This is a genomic window from Ruminococcus flavefaciens (assembly GCF_900108555.1).
Classification (GTDB): domain Bacteria; phylum Bacillota; class Clostridia; order Oscillospirales; family Ruminococcaceae; genus Ruminococcus; species Ruminococcus flavefaciens_P.
Genome location: NZ_FNWV01000008.1, coordinates 154,242 through 174,170, shown reverse-complemented (window position 1 = coordinate 174,170; position 19,929 = coordinate 154,242). Strand labels below are relative to the sequence as shown.

20 protein-coding genes are annotated in these 19,929 nt (G+C 44.0%); 16 read left to right on the top strand and 4 right to left on the bottom strand.

Features of this window, described 5'->3' with window-relative positions:
* The coding region (locus tag BLW60_RS12050; protein ID WP_175460935.1) for a glycoside hydrolase family 11 protein at nucleotides 1–504 on the bottom strand (504 nt) is incomplete at its 3' end.
* Between the two features lie 622 nt (nucleotides 505–1,126).
* On the opposite strand from BLW60_RS12050, the gene BLW60_RS12045 reads away from it, so the two are divergent.
* Entirely contained in the window at nucleotides 1,127–2,704 is a 1,578-nt protein-coding gene (locus BLW60_RS12045) for a CotH kinase family protein (RefSeq protein WP_074717664.1), read from the top strand.
* A 39-nt stretch (nucleotides 2,705–2,743) separates the two neighbouring features.
* Here the strand turns inward: BLW60_RS12045 and BLW60_RS12040 are convergent, their stop codons facing one another.
* On the bottom strand, nucleotides 2,744–3,205 hold the full coding sequence (locus BLW60_RS12040) for a hypothetical protein (protein ID WP_074717661.1): 462 nt from the start codon (nucleotides 3,203–3,205) through the stop codon (nucleotides 2,744–2,746).
* Nucleotides 3,206–3,456: 251 nt separating this feature from the next.
* On the opposite strand from BLW60_RS12040, the gene BLW60_RS12035 reads away from it, so the two are divergent.
* The 12 genes from BLW60_RS12035 to panD all read left to right on the top strand — a co-directional run bounded on the left by BLW60_RS12035 (nucleotide 3,457) and on the right by panD (nucleotide 15,571).
* Nucleotides 3,457–4,437: a metal ABC transporter substrate-binding protein gene (locus BLW60_RS12035; RefSeq protein ID WP_242872876.1), complete on the top strand. Its 981-nt coding sequence runs from the start codon at nucleotides 3,457–3,459 to the stop codon at nucleotides 4,435–4,437.
* A gap of 1 nt (nucleotide 4,438) precedes the next feature.
* Nucleotides 4,439–5,161, top strand: a complete 723-nt coding sequence (locus BLW60_RS12030) for a metal ABC transporter ATP-binding protein (RefSeq protein WP_074717659.1) — start codon at nucleotides 4,439–4,441, stop codon at nucleotides 5,159–5,161.
* Entirely contained in the window at nucleotides 5,154–6,023 is an 870-nt protein-coding gene (locus BLW60_RS12025) for a metal ABC transporter permease (protein ID WP_175460934.1), read from the top strand. Before BLW60_RS12030 ends, BLW60_RS12025 begins: the two co-directional genes overlap by 8 nt.
* Nucleotides 6,024–6,279: 256 nt before the next feature.
* Nucleotides 6,280–6,825: a helix-turn-helix domain-containing protein gene (locus tag BLW60_RS12020; RefSeq protein WP_074717656.1), complete on the top strand. Its 546-nt coding sequence runs from the start codon at nucleotides 6,280–6,282 to the stop codon at nucleotides 6,823–6,825.
* A gap of 41 nt (nucleotides 6,826–6,866) precedes the next feature.
* Nucleotides 6,867–8,543: an AMP-binding protein gene (locus BLW60_RS12015; protein ID WP_074717653.1), complete on the top strand. Its 1,677-nt coding sequence runs from the start codon at nucleotides 6,867–6,869 to the stop codon at nucleotides 8,541–8,543.
* Between the two features lie 294 nt (nucleotides 8,544–8,837).
* Nucleotides 8,838–9,560, top strand: a complete 723-nt coding sequence (locus BLW60_RS12010; protein ID WP_074717650.1) for a sigma-70 family RNA polymerase sigma factor — start codon at nucleotides 8,838–8,840, stop codon at nucleotides 9,558–9,560.
* On the top strand, nucleotides 9,557–10,672 hold the full coding sequence (locus BLW60_RS12005) for an anti-sigma-I factor RsgI family protein (RefSeq protein ID WP_074717648.1): 1,116 nt from the start codon (nucleotides 9,557–9,559) through the stop codon (nucleotides 10,670–10,672). The genes BLW60_RS12010 and BLW60_RS12005 overlap by 4 nt, the downstream gene beginning before the upstream one ends.
* Nucleotides 10,673–10,994: 322 nt before the next feature.
* Nucleotides 10,995–11,723, top strand: a complete 729-nt coding sequence (locus tag BLW60_RS12000; protein WP_074717645.1) for a hypothetical protein — start codon at nucleotides 10,995–10,997, stop codon at nucleotides 11,721–11,723.
* 627 nt (nucleotides 11,724–12,350) lie between these two features.
* A complete protein-coding gene (locus tag BLW60_RS11995; protein ID WP_074717643.1) occupies nucleotides 12,351–13,313 on the top strand; it encodes a hypothetical protein in 963 nt (320 codons plus the stop codon).
* A 174-nt stretch (nucleotides 13,314–13,487) separates the two neighbouring features.
* Entirely contained in the window at nucleotides 13,488–14,324 is an 837-nt protein-coding gene (panB, locus tag BLW60_RS11990; protein ID WP_074717641.1) for a 3-methyl-2-oxobutanoate hydroxymethyltransferase, read from the top strand.
* Nucleotides 14,325–14,328: 4 nt separating this feature from the next.
* A complete protein-coding gene (gene panC, locus BLW60_RS11985) occupies nucleotides 14,329–15,177 on the top strand; it encodes a pantoate--beta-alanine ligase (protein WP_074717637.1) in 849 nt (282 codons plus the stop codon).
* Between the two features lie 10 nt (nucleotides 15,178–15,187).
* A complete protein-coding gene (panD, locus tag BLW60_RS11980; protein WP_074717635.1) occupies nucleotides 15,188–15,571 on the top strand; it encodes an aspartate 1-decarboxylase in 384 nt (127 codons plus the stop codon).
* 201 nt (nucleotides 15,572–15,772) lie between these two features.
* Here the strand turns inward: panD and BLW60_RS11975 are convergent, their stop codons facing one another.
* Nucleotides 15,773–16,876 carry a flavodoxin gene (locus BLW60_RS11975; protein ID WP_074717631.1) on the bottom strand — a complete coding sequence of 368 codons (1,104 nt, stop codon included), beginning with the start codon at nucleotides 16,874–16,876 and terminating at the stop codon, nucleotides 15,773–15,775.
* An 11-nt stretch (nucleotides 16,877–16,887) separates the two neighbouring features.
* Nucleotides 16,888–17,157: an acylphosphatase gene (locus BLW60_RS11970; RefSeq protein WP_074717629.1), complete on the bottom strand. Its 270-nt coding sequence runs from the start codon at nucleotides 17,155–17,157 to the stop codon at nucleotides 16,888–16,890.
* A 147-nt stretch (nucleotides 17,158–17,304) separates the two neighbouring features.
* On the opposite strand from BLW60_RS11970, the gene BLW60_RS11965 reads away from it, so the two are divergent.
* The 3 genes from BLW60_RS11965 (at nucleotide 17,305) to BLW60_RS11955 (ending at nucleotide 19,875) form a co-directional block, all read left to right on the top strand.
* Nucleotides 17,305–17,895 carry an HD domain-containing protein gene (locus BLW60_RS11965; RefSeq protein ID WP_081348233.1) on the top strand — a complete coding sequence of 197 codons (591 nt, stop codon included), beginning with the start codon at nucleotides 17,305–17,307 and terminating at the stop codon, nucleotides 17,893–17,895.
* 163 nt (nucleotides 17,896–18,058) lie between these two features.
* On the top strand, nucleotides 18,059–18,637 hold the full coding sequence (locus BLW60_RS11960; protein ID WP_074717627.1) for an RNA polymerase sigma factor: 579 nt from the start codon (nucleotides 18,059–18,061) through the stop codon (nucleotides 18,635–18,637).
* The gene (locus BLW60_RS11955) at nucleotides 18,634–19,875 is read left to right on the top strand and encodes a hypothetical protein (protein ID WP_074717624.1); all 1,242 of its coding nucleotides are present in this window, start codon (nucleotides 18,634–18,636) and stop codon (nucleotides 19,873–19,875) included. The genes BLW60_RS11960 and BLW60_RS11955 overlap by 4 nt, the downstream gene beginning before the upstream one ends.
* Nucleotides 19,876–19,929 lie beyond the last annotated feature (54 nt).

Here is a 19,929-nt window from a genome sequence, read left to right as displayed (position 1 = left end):
TGTACCGTCAAGTGATGGCTGATTATAACGCATTGACTTGCGGATATCGTATGTATTGCCGTTAAGAGTTACTGTACCCTTATTTTCTCCGTCATTTCCGGGTGGTCTCCAGTCGCCCCAGCCTTCTACGATATAGTATTCCATAAGAGGATTTCTTGTCCATCCGTAAACGCACATATAAGAATTTCCTCTTGGTGTGTATTCTACATCATAAGTGAGAACGATGTTTCCGAAAGCCTTGTAGTTCTTCTTCTGGCTGTCGTAGTTCTTACCCATACGTGCGAGGAAGTTCTCAATGTTGCTCCATGAGCAGGTGAAAGAACCTGCACCGGGATTCATTGATGCCTGTCCCTGACCGTTCTGGTTCCACATCTCGTAGTCGTATCCACCGATATTACCTCTTGTCTGCTGGTCAGCAGCTGAAGCAACAGCAGGGATAGCAGCTGCGATCATAAGTGTGGACGCACCTGCACCGATGATCTTTTTGATCTTATTAAGCTTCAACTAAATCACTCCTTTTAAGTTAAAGAATCGGATTTTTGTAATACCCTCTGTATATTTTGCTGTTTTTATTTCTAACTTAATTATAATTAAATTACTATAATACTCACAAGTCATTTATTGCGCTCAAAACTTAAATCGGTCAGATATTGCGGTCAAAATAGCAATAAAAATAAAAGAGTACAAATTTTTCAACCCAAAATATTTGTGCCGAAAAAAAGCTTGTTTTTGCTCTATAAGGTCGTTTCAAGCTTTTTGCATAATTGGAGTGTATCTTTTAACTATACCATTTTTTGTCATTAACCACTTTTTGTGCGATTATTTAAATATGGTATTCAGATTACTATTTTTTGTAAAATACTGATATTTCGTAAAGACTGTTTTTTAATTCAAAATCTATTTTTTGATATCTTTAAACCCAATACAGTGCCTCACACCCTCCTTTTCATTTAAACAATGCTCTTATTACATTATAAATATAAATTTATAAAGCACAAATACCAATGTTTTTAAAACTATATGTTATAATGTACTTTCTATTTTATACTAAAAACATTGATTTTTTTCAAATAATATGCTACAATCAACTTATTACATCTTATGATCGCTGTTAGGAGTTTCTGTTATGAATAAAATAAAAAAGGCATTATCGGTATGCCTGTCAGCCGCCTTGCTTTTCGGCTGTTCCGCGAAAAAAGATACCGAGGAAAAGGTACCTGTATTTTCTGAAAGCAATGTATCAGAGGACTTATCTCTCCCTCTGTTATCCATACAGACCACAAGTCAGGACGAAAACGTCATGGACTTCATAAAAAAGCCTGTTGCCAAGCACGTTGCGGAAAGCATGGTACAATGGGATCCGAGCTACGCAACGACACCTGAGCCCTACTATGAGAGCTGCTACGTAAAGCTGTCCACAAAAGACGAAAGCTTCTCTCTTAAACCTCACGCAGCTCAGGTCAAGGTCAGAGGTAACTGGACTACAAACTATCCCAAAAAGCCGCTGAGGATCAAATTCGATCAGAAGCTCAATCTTCTCGGACTCAACGACGGTGCCGAGTTCAAAAACTGGGTGCTCCTTGCCGAATACAAGGACGGCTCTATGCTCAGGAACAAGGCTACTCTCTATGCTGCCCGTCAGATATTGAAAGAGGACGGTCTTTACGCAGCCGACTCACAGCTCGTAAACGTTGAAGTTAACGGCGAATACATGGGCGTTTACCTGCTCACCGAACAGCAGCAGGCAGCTAAAAACAGAGTGAATATCAAGCCGCCCAAAAAGGACTATAAAGGCACAGATACAGGCTATTTCCTTGAATTTGACGGCTATTTCGTGAACGAGGAGGAGCTTCACAAGTTTCCTCTTGATCTTAACAATAACGCCGCGCTCAAGCCTTATGACGGCAATGACGGCAGCGGCAGGACTATAAAATGTCTCAGCGCAGGCGGAACTATCAAAAAACCTCTCGGCGTAACAATAAAAAGCGATATCTATTCTCAGGAGCAGCACGATTTTATCGAGAATTTCGTGAACAACACCTATAAAATAATGTACGAAGCCGCCTATAACGACAAGGCTTTTGTATTCGACAAGGATTACAAAAACATCTCCGAGACCACTTCTGTCACGCCCCGGCAGGCTGTAGAAAAAGTTGTCGATGTGCAGTCCCTTATAGATATGTATATCATATGTGAGCTCGCCTGTGATGCAGATGTAGCGTGGTCAAGCTTCTATATGGACGCTGATTTCAGCGATAAGGGCAGCAAGAAACTGAGATTTGAAGCTCCGTGGGACTTCGACTCCGCTATGGGCAACAGACCGCGCTGCACTGACGGTTACGGATACTACGCAGCGAACATCGTCCCCGATCCCGATACGGAAAAAGACACCATTAATCCGTGGCTGGCAGTTCTCGCCTATGAGGACTGGTACCGCGACATGATAAAGGAGACGTGGACAAAGGCTTACGACAGCGGAGTATTCGAGCAGACCTGCCAAATGATACAGGACGACAGCACGAACTATCAGGCTGACTTCAAGGAAAACTATAAAAAATGGAACAATATCCTTATGAATTACCTGTTTGAATTCGAACTTTCGGACAAAGCAAAAAAATGTGTCAACGAAAAGGAAGCGGCAGATTATCTTTTGAACTGGCTGCAAAGCCGAATAGATTTCCTAAATTCCGAATGGCATAAATAAACAAAAAAGACCGGTGAACCAAATCCACCGGTCTTACTTTTAATCTTTTCTGAAAAGCTCTCTGAGAACCATGCCTCCGCCTGCTGCTACAAGTCCGAACATAACTATAAAGACATATGCATTAGTGCTGCGCCATCTCAGATGAGTTGTAAGCATTACGCTGAGAAGTACGATAACTATTCCGATAGAAAGAACCACCCAGCCGAATATCTTCCTGTCCATAAGGAAGAGCATTGCGATACCTGCAACTATCGGAAGCATTATCAGTCCGTTGGGAAGTCCGAAACCGCCTATCCTGAAGAAATAGCCGCCATATCCCCATGTGCTCTCTACGACTATATTCTGGAATACCATGAACAAGCCGCCGCCCAGCATAAGCAGTCCCACAAAGAATTTCAGCAGTCGGTTGCCCTCATCTTTTCTTGCGTGGATACTGTCACGGCTCTCAAGAAGATCCTTGTACATTTTATCCAGCTCTTTGTCTTTTGTTGTTTTCGGCATAATACCGCACCCCCTATATCAAATTTACGAGTATATTATACACGAAAACTCATATATTGTCAAGTATACCGCTGTAAAATCATACTGCATAAAATGAAAGTTATGTGAAATTAACAACGTGCTCTTGACAGGGGCAATTAAATAAAGTATAATAAGATTTGAAAATGATTATCATATTCATAAGTGATATACTGATAAAGACTGATATCCCCGCCGTCGGTGGGGATAAAATATGCTTAAAGGAGAATTGAATGACATATAACATGAAAGGTGCTGCGGCGTTATTAGTTCCCGTATTACTCTCAGCCATGCTCATAGGCTGCGCAGCTAAAAAGCCCTCAGACAAGGACGGTAAGCTGAGCATAGTCTGCACAAATTTTTCTGAATATGACTGGACACGGGAGATAATAGGCGAAACAGACAGCGCAAATGTCACCTATCTCCTTGAAAGCGGCATGGATATACATAATTATCAGCCCAGTGCTGAGGATATAATGACTATCTCGGACTGCGATATGTTCATATATGTAGGCGGCGAGTCTGAGAGCTGGGTAGATGACGCACTCAGCACCAAGACCAACAAAAATATGAAGGTAGTAAAGCTTTTTGAAGCTGTAAACGATAATATCAAGCTTGAAGAGCACAAGGAAGGCATGGAAGAAGAGGAAGAACATTACCATGACGAAGATGAGCCCGAATACGACGAACACGTATGGCTCTCCGTAAGAAATGCTGAGTTGATATGCAATGATATCTGCGATAAGCTGTGCGAGCTCGACTCCGCTAACGCTGATACATACAAGGCTAATCTTGCCGATTACACGGACAAGCTCAGGGCACTTGACGGAGAATACAGCAAAATGGCTGAAAACGCAAAGGTAAAGACTCTGCTTTTCGGCGACCGCTTCCCTTTCCGCTATCTTGTTGAGGATTACGGACTTGATTACTACGCAGCATTTAAAGGCTGCTCAGCTGAGACCGAAGCAAGCTTCGAGACTATCGCAAAGCTTGCGGAAAAGCTTGACGAGCTGAAGCTGAATAACGTATTTATAATAGAAAACTCCAGCGATGCTATCGCAAAATCAATAATAAGCAGCTCAGGCAATAAAAATGCAAGCATAGAAAAGCTCAATTCGCTACAGTCCGTAACTTCGGACGATATCAAAAAAGGAGCTACATATATATCAATAATGAAGAATGACCTTGAAACTTTAAAGAAGGTGCTTAACTAAAATGGGAGCATTGTTAAAATGCGAAAACGTCTCTCTCGGATACGAAGGAGATGTAGTTACAAAAAATCTTAATTTTACCGTAAACAGCGGCGATTACCTATGTATAGTCGGCGAAAACGGCTCAGGAAAGAGTACGCTCATAAAGGCTCTTCTCGGACTCAGACCACAGCTCAGCGGTAATATCACCCTCTGCGGCGAAGTCGGCAAGAACGAGATAGGCTACCTGCCGCAGCAGACTATGGTACAGCGCGATTTTCCTGCATCTGTACGCGAGATAGTGCAGTCGGGCTGCATGAGCAGATGCGGCTTCCGCCCTTTTTATAATAAGGAAGAAAAGAAGCTCGCCCACGATATGATGCACAGACTTGAGATAGAGCCCCTTGCAAAACGCTGCTACAGGGAGCTTTCGGGCGGACAGCAGCAGAGAGTCCTCCTTGCAAGAGCACTCTGCGCCGCAAGAAAGATGATACTCCTTGACGAGCCTGTAACAGGTCTCGATCCAAAGGCTACCAATGAGATGTACGAGCTTATCGACAGCCTCAACAAAAAGGACGGCATAACAGTTATAATGGTATCACACGATATGAATGCGGCTGTAAAATATGCTTCCCATATCCTTCACGTAGGCAGAAAGCAGCTGTTCTTCGGCACTAAAGAGGACTACCTCACCAGCAAGACAGGACAGGCTTTCCTCGCTGTAATGGGAGGTGATGACGATGAGTGAGATGATCGAAAAGCTTCAGCTTTACTTCCAGTACCCCTACGTAAGATATGCCATGATAGTAGGACTTCTCATAGCCCTCTGTTCCTCGCTCCTCGGCGTTACCCTTGTAATGAAGCGTTTTTCATTCATCGGCGACGGACTTTCCCACGTTGCATTCGGCGCAATGGCAGTTGCTACAGTAACAGGCATAACCAACAATATGCTCATCATCATGCCTGTGACAATAGTCTCCGCAGTACTGCTCCTTCGAACAGGCAGCAATACCAAGATAAAGGGCGATGCCGCAGTAGCCATGATATCAGTTGGCGCACTTGCTCTCGGCTATATGATGATGAATATAGCAGCTCAGAGCGGTAATAAGCGAATGACCAGCAACGTTTCCGCAGACGTATGCAGCACCCTTTTCGGTTCGACCTCGATTCTGACTCTTTCGCTTACAGATGTGTGGATATGCGTTGCTATGTCCATAGTTGTCGTAACCGTTTTCCTTGTATTCTACAACAAGATATTCGCAGTAACATTCGATGAAAACTTTGCAAAGGCTACGGGAGTACGTTCGGATATGTACAACCTACTTATCGCAGTCGTTATCGCAGTCATCATCGTTATCGCAATGAATTTCGTAGGTTCGCTGCTTATCTCAGCACTTATAATCTTCCCTGCACTTTCGGCAATGCGAGTTTTCAAGAGCTTCCGAAGCGTAATAATCTGCTCTGTCATAATCTCGCTCATATGCGCAGCTACAGGTATCATCGTTTCCATACTTGTGGGAACTCCCGTAGGTTCTACCATAGTTTCGGCAGATATCTGCGTATTCTTCATTTTCAGTCTCATATCAATGGCTCTGAAAAGAGGAAAATGATAAAACACATGACATATATACCAAAAATACTTCCGCAGAAACGGAAGTATTTTTTTTGCAGTATCGCCTGATTACTAAGTGCAAAACCTTGACAAGCCTTTACCAAAAATGGTATAATAAAAGTTACATACACAGAGTAAAAAACTGATTGTCTGAATTGAACAGAAATATGCATGAAAAGCATAAATCTTCTTCTATGAGGCAGGATGATCAGCTTCTGCTGTTTAAAAACTATTATCCAAAAGGAGGTCACGCTATGGAAACTATCAATGAGATCACCGCACGTATCCGCGAGCTTCGTGAGATATGTGACTATACACAGGAAAAGCTTGCAAAGGAGCTGGGACTTACTACAGAGCAATATGCAGGCTATGAAGAGAATGGTGATTTTCCCATAAGCGTCATCTATGAGATCGCAAACAAGTTCGGAGTGGACTTCAATGAACTGGTCACAGGCGAACCGAGCCGTATTGACACATTCCACGTCGTCCGCCGCGGCAAGGGCAGAAGTATAAGCCGTTACGAGGGATACCGTTTCAAGGATCTTGCCTTCCGCTATGCAGATAAGGTAATGCAGCCTCTTCTCGTAACTCTCGAGCCTTCCGATGAACCTGCAAAGCTCGTTACTCATGCAGGTCAGGAATTCAACCTCGTGCTAAAGGGCACTATAGCCGTCACATTTGAAGATCAGGAGATAATCCTGAACGAGGGCGACTCTATATACTTCAACCCCACATACCCACACGGACAGCGTTGCGTTGGAGACAGCAAAGCAAGATTTCTTACCGTTATTGCCGAATGATCGGCTGTATTACGCTTACATAAAAAGGAGTATTTATTATCATGCTTTTAGACCGCTACCTTCCCCGTATAGAATTTGATTCTTACGAGGATTTCAAGGAAAATTACCGCGTTAATGTTCCCGAAGATTTTAATTTCGGCTGGGATATCGTTGACGAATGGGCTAAGCAGGAGCCTGAAAAGAAGGCTCTCATCTGGCTCAGCCACGATAAACAGGAGCGTACCTTCACATTTACAGATATATCCAAGCTGTCAAATCAGACTTGTCACTATTTTAAAAGCCTCGGACTCAAAAAAGGCGATGTAGTTCTTCTCATACTCCGCCGCCGCTGGGAATACTGGGTAATTGCGACAGCACTTCACAAGCTTGGCGTTATCCTTATCCCCGGAAATCTTCTTTTCACCACACATGACATAGCATACCGCGGAAATATGGCAGAGATATCTGCTATCATCGCCTGCGATGACGAGTATATCCGCGGACAGATAGACGCAGCTGCTCCCGAGATAAAGACTCTCCGCGAGAAGATCGCAGTTGCAGAGCCTCGTGAGGGCTGGGACTACTTCGAGGAAGAGATCGCAAAGTATCCCGATACATTTGAGCGTCCTACAGGCGAAGAAGCTACAAAGGCAACCGATACCATGCTGATATACTTCACATCAGGCTCAACAGGTATGCCCAAAATGGTATGTCACAACTTCGCACACCCACTCGGTCACATCGTTACTGCTAAATACTGGCATCAGGTACAGGAGAACAAGCTCCATATGTCTATTTCCGACTCAGGCTGGGCAAAGTTCGGCTGGGGCAAGATATACGGACAGTGGATATGCGGTGCTATCCAGTTCGCATACGACTTCACAGGCAGATTTAACGCAAAGGATATCCTCGAAGTTATCAGCCACTACAAGCTCACTACTTTCTGCGCACCTCCTACAATGTACCGTTTCATGCTCCAAGAGGATATGACAAAGTACGACCTTTCATCTATCCAGAACTTCTGCAACGCAGGTGAACCTCTCAATCCTGAGGTATTCAACCGTATCTACGAGCTTACAGGCAAGAAGATGCGCGAGGGCTTCGGACAGACAGAGGGTACCGTACTTATCGCAAACTTCCCTTGGATAGATCCTAAGCCGGGCTCAACAGGAAAGCCTTCACCTCTTTACAATATCCACCTGCTCCGTGCTGACGGAACAGAGGCTGAGGACGGTGAAGAGGGCAGCATCATGGTATGCGGCATCGACAAGGAGCGTCCTACAGGACTCTTCTGTGGCTACTACAAGAATCCCGAGCTCACAGAAGCTGTTCTCGGCGGCAAGAACTACGATACAGGCGACGTAGCATGGCGCGACTCAAAGGGCTATTACTGGTTCGTAGGAAGAAACGACGACGTTATCAAGTGCTCTGGCTACCGTATCGGACCATTCGAGGTAGAGAGCGCACTTCTCACCCACCCTGCTGTAGTTGAGTCAGCTATCACAGGTGCTCCGGATCCTATCAGAGGACAGGTAGTAAAGGCAACTGTCGTACTTGCTGAGGGATACACTCCTTCACCCGAGCTCACAAAGGAGCTTCAGGATCACGTTAAGCGCGAGACTGCACCATATAAGTATCCTCGCGTTATCGAGTACGTCAAGGAGCTTCCAAAGACTCTCGGCGGCAAGATAAAGCGTGCCCAGATACGTCATCAGGACGAAGAAAACACTCAGAAATAACCATAACATTCCGTTCAGCCATAAAGAAGCAGCCGCATCTTTATGGCTGTTTCTGAACATAAGCTGTTAATTCGGAATGCGGAATTAGGAATTATGAATTAATGGTGTCCGCTATCTCGGACAGATTTAAATATATGTATCATAGGACCATTGAAAGCAACATATATCCAGATCATCGTCGCAGACGATACAACAATTATGAATTCTGCATTCCTAATTCCGAATTTTTTCACTATTACCCCGTTTTTCAAATTATCACTGCGTAAACTATAAGTAATATTGGGGGTGGCAAATATGAATTTTGATGCGCATCAAATCATATCCCGGGTCTACAAGGCAAAAGAAGACAGCCACGCGGCAGACGAACTTATCTCAGATTATATGCCGTTTATAAAATCAGAAACCGCAAAATTCCTCAATCGTCCTCCCGAACAGAGCGATGACGAGTTAAGTATAGCTATGTTCGCATTCTATGAAGCTATCAAGAATTATTCAAAGCTTCGCGGCTCTTTCCTTAAATTTGCTGCATTGCAGATAAAGAACCGCCTGATCGACAACTACCGAAAAGAAAAACGTAATAAAGGACAGATCTCGCTTGACGTTTCTGATGACGAAAAAACAGACCTGAAGGATACAATTCGCGATGAGCACGACGACTATGAAGAAAATGAGATTCGCGAGGCGACCAAACAAGAAATAGAAGAGCTTTCTGCACAAATGAACGACTTCGGTGTATCCATGTCCGATGTTGCGGAAAACTCGCCCCGTCAGCGGCGCACTCTTGAAATATGCAAGAAAGCCGTTGCATACGCCAGAAATAACCCCGATATTCTCGAGGATTTCCTGAGAACAAAACGTGTTCCCCTTGCAAAGCTCGCAGAGGGAGCAGATGTGGAAAGGAAATCTCTCGAAAGACACAGAAGATATCTTGTAGCTGTACTGCTCATATGTACAAACGGCTATGAGATAATGCGCGGACACATCATGCAGGTACTCAAAGGTGGTGAAAAAGTATGAAATATATAGTTATGGAATGTCATGAAGGTTACGCAGTTCTTATGGACGAAGAATCACGTTTTGTGAACGCTGCCAATATGCACTATGAGGTCGGACAGTCCGTCACGGATCCGATCATTATGAATGAAGAACATACTGCAAGAAGAATAACATTCACCGCAGGAAAGCTTATTGCTGCCGCAGCCTGTCTGGTCATCTTCGCTTCCGCAGGCTCGATATACTATTCACGCAACCTGAAGCCTCATTCAACTGTACTTATCTCATCTGATGCAAATATCAGAATGGAGGTAAACAAGAAGGGCAAGGTTTTGCATATCGTCAGCGACAGCGAGATAGGAAAGGATATACTTAAAGACTACGACGGCAAAGGCAAGGATAAACTTACAGTAGCAAACGAGATAATAGAGCTTGAGAAAGAAAAAGGCTATATCTCAGACGGAGATACCATAGATGTATATATTTCGTCTGATAATTCCGACGATTACCGAAGCATAAAGTCTGATCTTGAAAACGGCATCACAGATATAAAGGTAGAGGTACACGGCATAGACAGCCTGAAAAAGAATACAAAGCCAACAGAAGCTGTCAAGAAGCCTGATCCGCCAAAGCCTGATGCTGAAAAGAAACCGGATTCAGGCAAGGCTGACACACCAAAACAGCCTGCTCAGTCAGCAGTTGCACCTCCTGCTCCCGCAGAACCTCCTGCACCTGCTGTACAGCCGCCTAATGCTAATAATAATAAGGTAGAGCCTCCTGCTCCGCCTGTACCTCCGGCTGATGCAGCTGAACCCGAGCCGCCAAAGGCTCCCGAAAAGCAAGCAGAAGCAGGCAAAAACGAAGCTCCGAAGCCGGATACTCCTGCTGAGCCTGCAAAACCTGCTCTCCCCAATGAGGGCGAGCTCCCACACCCTGAACATGAGAAGCTTTCCTCTGATATAGATAAAGAACAACGAATAAGCTTCAGTGATATGAATCCTGTTATGCTCCTGCCCGAGCCTATACAGGAAGAAGAACCCATAGCTGCGGCTGAACCTCCAATGGCAGAGCCTCCTGCTCCCGAACCACCCTCTCCGGAAGCAGAGCTCCCACCTCAGCCGCCAATAGTTCCGTAAGAAAACATGAATATATATAAATGAACGTCCCCGAATTGATCCACCGATCATTTCGGGGGCTTTCTTATTTTTAATAACATTCATAAATGTATTTTTTCATCACTGCGAACTTATAACTAAGCCCTAAACACTAAAAAATAATCACTGTTTTAAGGCTATATACCGAGACATTACAAAACTTTGAAATTTTTTTGAAAAAAATTTCCGTAATACCCCTCTTTTTTATATCCCACTTCGTAAACTGTTTATGTAAAGCAAAACAAAGCTTTTAAACTCCCGGCACGGAGTTAAAAATAATTAAATTGTAAAGGAGTAACCCACAATGAGAAACAAGAAAGTTCTTTCCGCAATCGCAGCTGTTTCTGTTCTTTCATTAGCAACAGGCGTAACTGTATTTGCAGCAACAGCTTCTCCGGAAGCTAAGACAACTGATGAGGCAGTAGTAGTAGAAGAGACAACAGCAGCTGCTGTTGAAGAGACTACAGCTGCAGCTGAGGAAGCTAATGAAGAGACAGAGGCAACTGAAGTAGTTGCTGAGGAAGTAGTACTCGCACCTGTAGAGGCTGAAAAGCCACTCGGTCCTGTAGACCTCGACGTTACAGATTTCTTCAACAACATCAAGGATCTCATCGATGTTGAGAAGTATGACATTATCACAGATACTCTCAAGGAGAACTGGGATAAGATCGAAAAGGTAAAGGTTCACGTTGACTTCAACAAGCCTGTTAAGGACGAAGCTGAGAAGCCAGAGCCACCTGTACCGCCTGTAGCTCCTGCTGAGCTCGAAGACGGCGAGAAGCCAGAGCCACCGGCACCTCCTGTAGCTCCTGCTGAGCTTGAGGACGGCGAGAAGCCAGAGCCACCGGCACCTCCTGTAGCTCCTGAGGACGGCGAAAAGCCAGAGCCACCAGCTCCTCCTGTAGGACCTAAGGACGGCGAGAAGCCAGAGCCTCCAATGCCTCCACACCTCCGCGAAGCTGCTGAAAAGGCTGCTGCTGAGGCTGCACAGACAACAACAGAGGCTGCAACTGACGCTGAGATCAGCGAATAATTGCTGATTAAATAAAACTGTCCTCTCTATCATATAGATTCCCCATAGGACAGATGGTTTTCTATCCAATCCCCTATCCCCATTTACTCTTGGATGCTGTATTTACGGTAAGGTACAGCAAACGGAATAATTTAAAGAACACCTCAGGATCACTCTCCTGAGGTGTTTTTTTGCAGCGTGACGCTGCCCCCTTTCTCCGCGTATATATCTTTCAATATCAGAATTATATCCGCGCGGAACAATACTCAAAATCATGATATCTTCGCGTGATATCGTGACACTGCACCCTAACCACGTTGCCGTTTGTAAACTCGCTCACTTTCATCAAAATCGTTGTTCGTACATCGCTTACGACACTATCCGAAAAACACGGGCGAGCGAAATTTATTCCCAATAGTTACACGGGTGAGCGGAACTCGCCCCTACGATCCCTGTTACTTGCGGACTGCCAAAGGCAGCCCCTACACCATGTTCATGTTACTTGCTTCGTTTTTTCGGAAAGCCGAAGGCGGCGTTCCCTATATTCTCAACTTTCCTGCCTCTGTTGCTTTTTTAGCAGAATTATGTTATAATGTAATTACTTAATAGACACAGACAGCCAAATGGCTGAAACAAGGAGGTAATACAGTGAAAGTTAGATTTCATCTGCCTGATTTTGCACGTCTTTTTAAATTCAATTCAGTTTTTCTCACAATGATGGAGAACAGTCCCGAGTTTTTCCGCGAGGGAGTTGAGATAGCTTCCATATACGGCGTATTTCCGCCGTCAATGTGGAACGGCGGCAGAGTTATGCACGGTATGTGCCATAAGGACTTCGTAAAGGGCGTTACAAACTATTTCAACAAGAAAGGCATACCGCTCCGATTTACGTTTACAAATCCTATGCTCGAAAAGAAGCATCTCAGCGACGAATTCTGCAACATGGTAATGCACATCGCAGATAACGGGCTTAATGAATGTATCGTTATGTCACCCATACTTGAGGACTACATAAGAAAGACCTACCCTAATTTCAAGCTGACAAGCTCGACCTGCAAGCGTATCACAGATCCCGATACTCTCTATGAGGAAGTCTGTAAGGATTATCACATAGTCGTTATCGACTATGATCTCAATAACAAGTTTGATATACTCGAAAAGATACCGAGCAAGGAAAAGTGCGAGATACTTGTAAATGCCTGCTGTAATCCCGGCTGTGCAAACCGTTCTCTCCACTATCAGACCATAGGTACAGAGCAGATTGCATATGCAAATCACGTAAGGAAGTACCCAAATGTTCCGTTTGACTCAAATAAATTTGCAGCAGAGCACCCAGAAGCAAAGGCTATATTTGAATGTAAGTGCGAACACAGAAGCCTCTTTGATATCAAAGACCTCAGTACGCATATCACTCCCGATGATATATGGAACAAATACGTTCCTATGGGCTTCAATCAGTTCAAGATCGAGGGACGCACATTTGATATGTTCAACCTTATGGAGCACTACCTCTACTACATGGTAAAGCCCGAATGTATCGAAAAGGCAAGACTTACATTCCTGCGCAATCTCAGTCTCAACGGAGCAATAATCATACCCGATCACAGCTGAAATAAGTAATATGATACAGTTTTACGCCTCTCATTTGAGAGGCATTTGTATTTATCAATGATTTTTTCTCGGAATACCGTGTGTTCACACGTTTTTCACATTGTCTTGCTATAATATGCTTGTATCTTATCCGAGAACTCGGAAAGGTAACATCTTTTAAGGAGAAAATTGAATATGAAGAACACTGTTTCAACCCTTCTGAAGCAGAAGCAATCAGGTGACAAGATCACGATGCTTACTGCTTACGACTACACAACAGCGAAGATAATCGACGAGTGCGGCGTTAACGCAATACTTATCGGCGACTCTCTCGGCATGGTGATGCTCGGATATGAGAACACACTGCCTGTTACTATGGAGGATATGATACATCATACCGCCGCAGTTTCAAGAGGAGCAGAAAACGCATTCATCGTAGCCGATATGCCGTTCATGTCCTATCAGGTAAGCGTACAGGAAGCTGTTGTAAATGCAGGACGGCTCATCAAAGAGGGCGGTGCAAATGCGGTAAAGCTTGAAGGCGGCGCGGAAGTCTGCGACCAGATAAGAGCTATCGTAAATGCGTCTATCCCTGTTGTAGCTCATCTCGGACTCACTCCCCAGTCAGTAAACGCGTTCGGCGGCTTCAAGGTACAGGGTAAAAGCCTTGACAAAGCCAAGAAGCTCATCGACGATGCACTGATGATACAGGAGGCAGGAGCCTGCGCAGTAGTGCTTGAGGGTATACCTGCAAAGCTTGCAGATATCATCACAAAGAAGCTGTTCATTCCCACTATCGGTATCGGCGCAGGAAATGGCTGTGACGGTCAGGTGCTGGTATATCAGGATATGCTGGGACTCAACACAGGACATACAGCAAAATTCGTGAAGCGTTTCGCAGAAGTCGGCGCACTTATGCGTCATGGCATCTCGGACTATATTAGCGAGACAAAATCAGGTGTATTCCCATCTGAGGAGCATACCTACGCTGTAGATGATGATGTTATCAATGAGCTTATGAAGGAGTGTTAATGATATGAAGATAGTAAAAACTATAGATGAAGTACGCGCACAGGTAAAGGAATGGAGAGCACAGGGACTTACAGTGGGTCTTGTGCCAACTATGGGATATCTCCACGAGGGACACGCAAGCCTTATCGACGCTTCCCACAGAGACAACGACAGGACAGTCGTATCCGATTTCGTAAATCCAATGCAGTTCGGTCCTACTGAGGACCTCGAAAGCTATCCTCGTGATATCGAACACGATGCAAAGCTGGTCGAAGCTCACGGCGGCGACCTTATCTTCAATCCCGAACCGTCTGAGATGTACCATGAGGGCTTCTCATCATTCGTAGATATGACAGTTCTCACGCAGGAGCTCTGCGGACTCAGCCGCCCTGTACATTTCAGAGGCGTATGCACAGTAGTATCAAAGCTTTTCAATATAGTAAAGCCTGACCGTGCTTATTTCGGCAAGAAAGACGCTCAGCAGCTCGCAGTTATCCGCCACATGGTTGACGACCTTAATATGGACATCGAGATAATCGGCTGTCCTATCGTCCGCGAAGCTGACGGACTCGCAAAGAGTTCACGCAATACATATCTCAATGATGCCGAAAGAAAGGCTTCACTTGTACTTTCACAGGCAATATTCCTCGGCATGGATATGGTAAAAAGCGGCGAAAAGGACTGCTCTGCGATTATTTCTGCCATGAAAAAGCACATCGAAGCCGAGCCGCTTGCACGTATCGACTACGTAAAGATAGTTGACTGCGCAACAATGCAGCAGATAAAGGCTCTCGACCGTGCCGCACTCTGTGCAATGGCTGTATATATCGGCAAAACTCGCCTTATCGACAACTTCTTCACCGAAGACGTATAAGGAGGCAGCAATGGAAATATCAATGCTCAAAAGCAAGATACACCGCGCTGTCATAACTCAGGCTGAGCTCAACTACGTCGGCAGCATAACTATTGACGAGGAGCTTATGGAAGCTTCGGGACTTTACGAATACGAGCACGTTCACGTAGTAAATGTCAACAGCGGCAGCCGTATCGAGACTTATGTCATCGCAGGCGAACGCGGAAGCGGAGTTATATGTCTCAACGGAGCAGCAGCCCGTGCCGGACAGAGAGGCGACCATGTTATCATCATGGCATACGCAGCAATGACTCCCGATGAGATAAAAACTCACCGTCCAAAGGTAGTATTTGTAGGCGACAAGAATGAGATAATCAAAGTCGCGGACTACGAAAAGCACGGCGTTTTAATGTAATATACAAATTCAGCCCCGAACAATGTTCGGGGCTTTTACGTTATATTTTAGTGGTCAGTTGTCAGTGATCAGTGCTTAGTTTTCAGGGCGCATTGTAGGGGCGAGTGCCCCTCGCCCGAAAAGAGCAGAAAGTAACATAAACGCACTGTAGGGGCTGCCTTTGGCAGTCCGCAAACATAAATACAAGTAACTTACTTACGATCAGTTAAAGGCTTCATTCAGCCATTTTACAAGGCGTTCTCTTGAATATGGTATATCATCGCAGTAAATACTCATTACCTCTTCAACGTCTGCACCCTCAGTCATTTTTCGGATATCCTCCGTACTGCTTCCGAATCCGCTGCTGCCCTGAGTTGCAATAAGATAAAGCTTCTTGCCGCTGAGATCGCTGTTCTCGAGGAATGTAGCCACAGGCATGGGAACTGTGCCGCACCACAGCGGATAAATAAGTATCACCGAATTATAGCCGCTAATGTCGATAGGCTCTATTTCGGGACGCGAGTCGTTACTAAGCTCCTTCAATGACACCGTTACTGTACTTCCATAGCTTGACGGGTACTTCTTCCCTGTCACTGTTATCGCCTTTGTATCACAGTCTGCCGCATTTTTTATCATCTCAGCAAGCAGCTGATTGCTGCCCATAAGCTCACCGTCTGCGATCAGCAGAGAAGCTCCCGAAACAGCGTCCACATCGTCATCAAAATCCGTATTGCCAACTCTTGTGAAGTACACAACGAGAGGCTTTTCGCTGAGCTGTACTTTTTCGCCGTCTACAGCCTCATTCAGACTTATATCCACTACCTTGAAATGGCGGTTGAGATAAGGCACAAGGGCAAGTCCAACAGAAGCCGCAGCTATAGTTCCCAAAGCGATAAATATGCCGGCTTTCTTCTTTTTCTTCGTCCTTATGTAGCCGCGCATACCGCCATGAAATACGGACAGTGCAAGTACAGCTGTGGCAAGATATTTATGCAGGTCACTGCTTCCCAATGCTCTGAACCACGGGAAAATAAGCCTTGAAACGCCCATGCTGCTCACCATGAGAACTATACTGCAAAGCATGAGCAATATCGTTGAGATATTGAATATCTTTCGAGCCGCAGGCTTTTTCGCGCCGTTGAAAAGCGTTGCATACCATTTCCGCTTTATAATTATGTGTACTACAAGGCACACAAAAAAGCCTATTCCAAGCACTTCATGGACTGTATTTCCCGTAAATACGTACAGCATCTGAGCAAGAAGCAGTCCGTACATGGCTATATCAACGATTATTCCCACTGTTTTTTTAGTTTTTGCTTTATCCACAGACATCACTCCTATACAACATCGAAGCTGTAATCCCCGTGTATGGGGATATTTTTTTCGTCTATGCTTTCGATACTTCCCCATGAATGATTTTCGAGGGCTTCGATAAGCTCGTAAATATCTCTTTCAGTTCCCTCTGCTTCCATTTCAACAGAGCCGTCAGAGAGATTTCTCACCCAGCCCGAAATGCCTAATCTGCGAGCTGTATGGCTTGCCTTCCAGCGAAATCCAACTCCCTGTACATATCCGTAGAAAATAAGATGCTTTCTTACCTTTTCCACTTTATCCACTCCTGCTAAACTTATTTTATATTATTATACAGCATAGCCTCAATGCAGTCAAGCAGATAAAATTAACAGCAGTGCAGTTCTTTACTTTTCCGTTTTATCGTGGTATAATTTACCTATATTAATATAGGAGAGTGGAGCATGAGATATTTCAGAGTTGAAGATGAAGTCATTAAACTTACAGATGATAACGAAGCTTTAAGATACAGCTTCGGCGAAGAAAAATGGGTTATTTCTGTTATTACTGACAGCTGCACTGAAATTACAGAGCAGGAAGCACTGGCTCTTCTTGATAAGCTGCGCACAAAGCTCAGCTCACTTTTAGAGCTTGCAGAAAAAACTGCTGCCGAAAAGCACGCAGGGCAGTTCGATAAAGGCGGTAATCCCTATTTTACCCACCCTCAGGCAGTTGCTGCTCAGCTGAAAAATACCGAATACAAAATAGCAGCATATCTCCACGATGTCTGTGAGGATACTCCCACTACATTTGATGACCTGCTTGAAATGGGCTTTACTCCGAAAATAGTCAATTCCATAAAACTGCTTACAAAATCCGATGATATCTCATATGAAGAATATCTTGAAAAAATAAAGCTCGATGAATGTGCAAGAAATATAAAAATGGCTGATATAAGGCATAATATGGACATTTCGCGTATTCCCTGCCCTACCGAAAAGGACTTCGCAAGACTTGAAAAATACAGAAAAGCTCTGAAATTTCTGGAAGAATAACTACAACTAAAGTCTGCATTTTGCGGACTTTTTTTGATATAAAAAAAATTTTTCGATTTTTTGTTACACTTGCGTAACTTTATGCAAGTAAGGTTTATGAAAGCACTTAATAAACCGATCGGAAGCTTTATAATAAACCTAAAAACTCAGAAGAGGTGGTAATATGACAGATAATGAATACCGTACTATGTACGAAAGATCGCCGCAGGAAGCTCAGACTGCTCTGTTTGACGAGTATCTGAAATATGTATATGCTATAGTTTACAATAAACTCAGAAGCTGCGCAAGCCGCGAGGATATAGAGGAATGTGTGGGAGATACTTTCTCCGCAGTATTTATAAGCTATGACAGAGAAGGAAAATTCGACGGAGACCTTAAAGGCTTTATCGGAACTGTTGCAAGCAGAAAGGCTATACAGATGTTCCGAAAGCTTTCTTCCAAAAGCAATTCCACTGTTTATATCGAGGACGAAGCTACAGAATTTGCAGACAGTGAACGCATGGAAGAAAACGCGGAACGCTCCGAAACTCGCAGTCTCCTGCTGAGGCTCATAAAAAGTCTCGGTGAGCCTGAGTCCACAATGGTGATACAGAAATACTATTATAATATGAATTCAACCGAAATAGCTCAGAAGCACAGTATGTCACCTTCCGTTGTAAGAGTAAAATGCAGCAGGGCTTTGAAAAAGCTGAAAGATCTGCTTTCTGCGGAAGGATATGACCTGAAGGAGGGAAATATATGAAGGGTAACAAGAAAATCGGATTTGATATCCTTGAAAACTCTAATATCAATGACCTTGAAGAAATAGGTGCGGATAATATGATGATAGACAAATCTGCAAGAGATCGTATGCTGAAGATCACAAATAAGAAATATAAAGAGGAAAAAGAAATGCTTGACAAAGAACAAAGAATTGAAAATATATCAGGAAATGAGATCGCTGTTACAGGCGTTGAAAACTACAGCCGCAAAGGCATCTCAAGAATAATCTATACCGCTCTCAGCTCTGCTGCTGTACTGGCTATCGTCTGCGGAAGCATTTATATGTTTGGCAGAAACAAGGGTGTCGCACCTTATACTCCCGAGCCACTTGAAAAAGCGACTACAACCATAGTTTCGGAAACTACTGTAAATACAACTGCGACCGCAACAGGTACAGCTACTGCAACTAAAAACACAGCAACTACAAAGACTTCTGTTACAGAAACAACTGCTGCCAATGCTACTTCTGCCGAAAATACTACAGCCGCAGTTAATAATGAAACTCCTGCAAATAATACAGAAGCTGTCGTAACTGAAATTGATCCGAAATGGATAACAAAATATGACTCAATAGCTCCTGCCGATGCTACACAGGAAAAGCTCGATGCTGCTTTTCAGAGAGCTATGGATAAGTTCATGTTCGGAAAGAACTTCTATGGTTACGGTAAAACAACCAATCCATATGAAGTTGAGATAGACACAGTACCTATATGGGATATAAAGGCTGATATGCGCGATATCAACGGCGATTCAGTTCCGGAACTCTTCATCTCTTATGATATGAGAGGAGAAAGCGGAGCAAGAACAATAATGCTTATCTATGACGGAAATGAGTTCATAGCTCCAACAGTAAAAGGCTGCGACATAGACGGATACGAAATGACACTTTATATAGATGCTCAGTGGATGACTTATGATAAGGAGGATAAATGCCTTTACCTTGAGGACAAGTCAGGATACAGCTTTACACGCAAAATAAAATTCGACAGTGATAATTCGTTTACTAATGTTGCACAATTCAATTATCAGGGTTATTATGAATACGGCGAATTGGTAAACACATACGATAAGTATATTAATAGCGATAATCCTATATACAGCAGTTCAAAAATCGGCGATCTTCCCGGAGATCGAATGAACGCTGAAACATTCTATGCTGACAAGAACATCAAAGCAGAAAGTTACGAGGAAAGAACTTATGACTATCCTGCATTATAATGAGAGAAGGCGCACGATCGTGCGCCTTTTTCGTTTTCATCATATCAATATGCG

Coding starts and splice junctions, on each gene's coding strand:
- BLW60_RS12045 (WP_074717664.1), top strand. CDS start 1,127: ATGAATAAAATAAAAAAGGCATTATCGGTATGCCTGTCAGCCGCCTTG.
- BLW60_RS12040 (WP_074717661.1), bottom strand. CDS start 3,205: ATGCCGAAAACAACAAAAGACAAAGAGCTGGATAAAATGTACAAGGAT.
- BLW60_RS12035 (WP_242872876.1), top strand. CDS start 3,457: ATGACATATAACATGAAAGGTGCTGCGGCGTTATTAGTTCCCGTATTA.
- BLW60_RS12030 (WP_074717659.1), top strand. CDS start 4,439: ATGGGAGCATTGTTAAAATGCGAAAACGTCTCTCTCGGATACGAAGGA.
- BLW60_RS12025 (WP_175460934.1), top strand. CDS start 5,154: ATGAGTGAGATGATCGAAAAGCTTCAGCTTTACTTCCAGTACCCCTAC.
- BLW60_RS12020 (WP_074717656.1), top strand. CDS start 6,280: ATGGAAACTATCAATGAGATCACCGCACGTATCCGCGAGCTTCGTGAG.
- BLW60_RS12015 (WP_074717653.1), top strand. CDS start 6,867: ATGCTTTTAGACCGCTACCTTCCCCGTATAGAATTTGATTCTTACGAG.
- BLW60_RS12010 (WP_074717650.1), top strand. CDS start 8,838: ATGAATTTTGATGCGCATCAAATCATATCCCGGGTCTACAAGGCAAAA.
- BLW60_RS12005 (WP_074717648.1), top strand. CDS start 9,557: ATGAAATATATAGTTATGGAATGTCATGAAGGTTACGCAGTTCTTATG.
- BLW60_RS12000 (WP_074717645.1), top strand. CDS start 10,995: ATGAGAAACAAGAAAGTTCTTTCCGCAATCGCAGCTGTTTCTGTTCTT.
- panB (WP_074717641.1), top strand. CDS start 13,488: ATGAAGAACACTGTTTCAACCCTTCTGAAGCAGAAGCAATCAGGTGAC.
- panC (WP_074717637.1), top strand. CDS start 14,329: ATGAAGATAGTAAAAACTATAGATGAAGTACGCGCACAGGTAAAGGAA.
- panD (WP_074717635.1), top strand. CDS start 15,188: ATGGAAATATCAATGCTCAAAAGCAAGATACACCGCGCTGTCATAACT.
- BLW60_RS11965 (WP_081348233.1), top strand. CDS start 17,305: ATGAGATATTTCAGAGTTGAAGATGAAGTCATTAAACTTACAGATGAT.
- BLW60_RS11960 (WP_074717627.1), top strand. CDS start 18,059: ATGACAGATAATGAATACCGTACTATGTACGAAAGATCGCCGCAGGAA.
- BLW60_RS11955 (WP_074717624.1), top strand. CDS start 18,634: ATGAAGGGTAACAAGAAAATCGGATTTGATATCCTTGAAAACTCTAAT.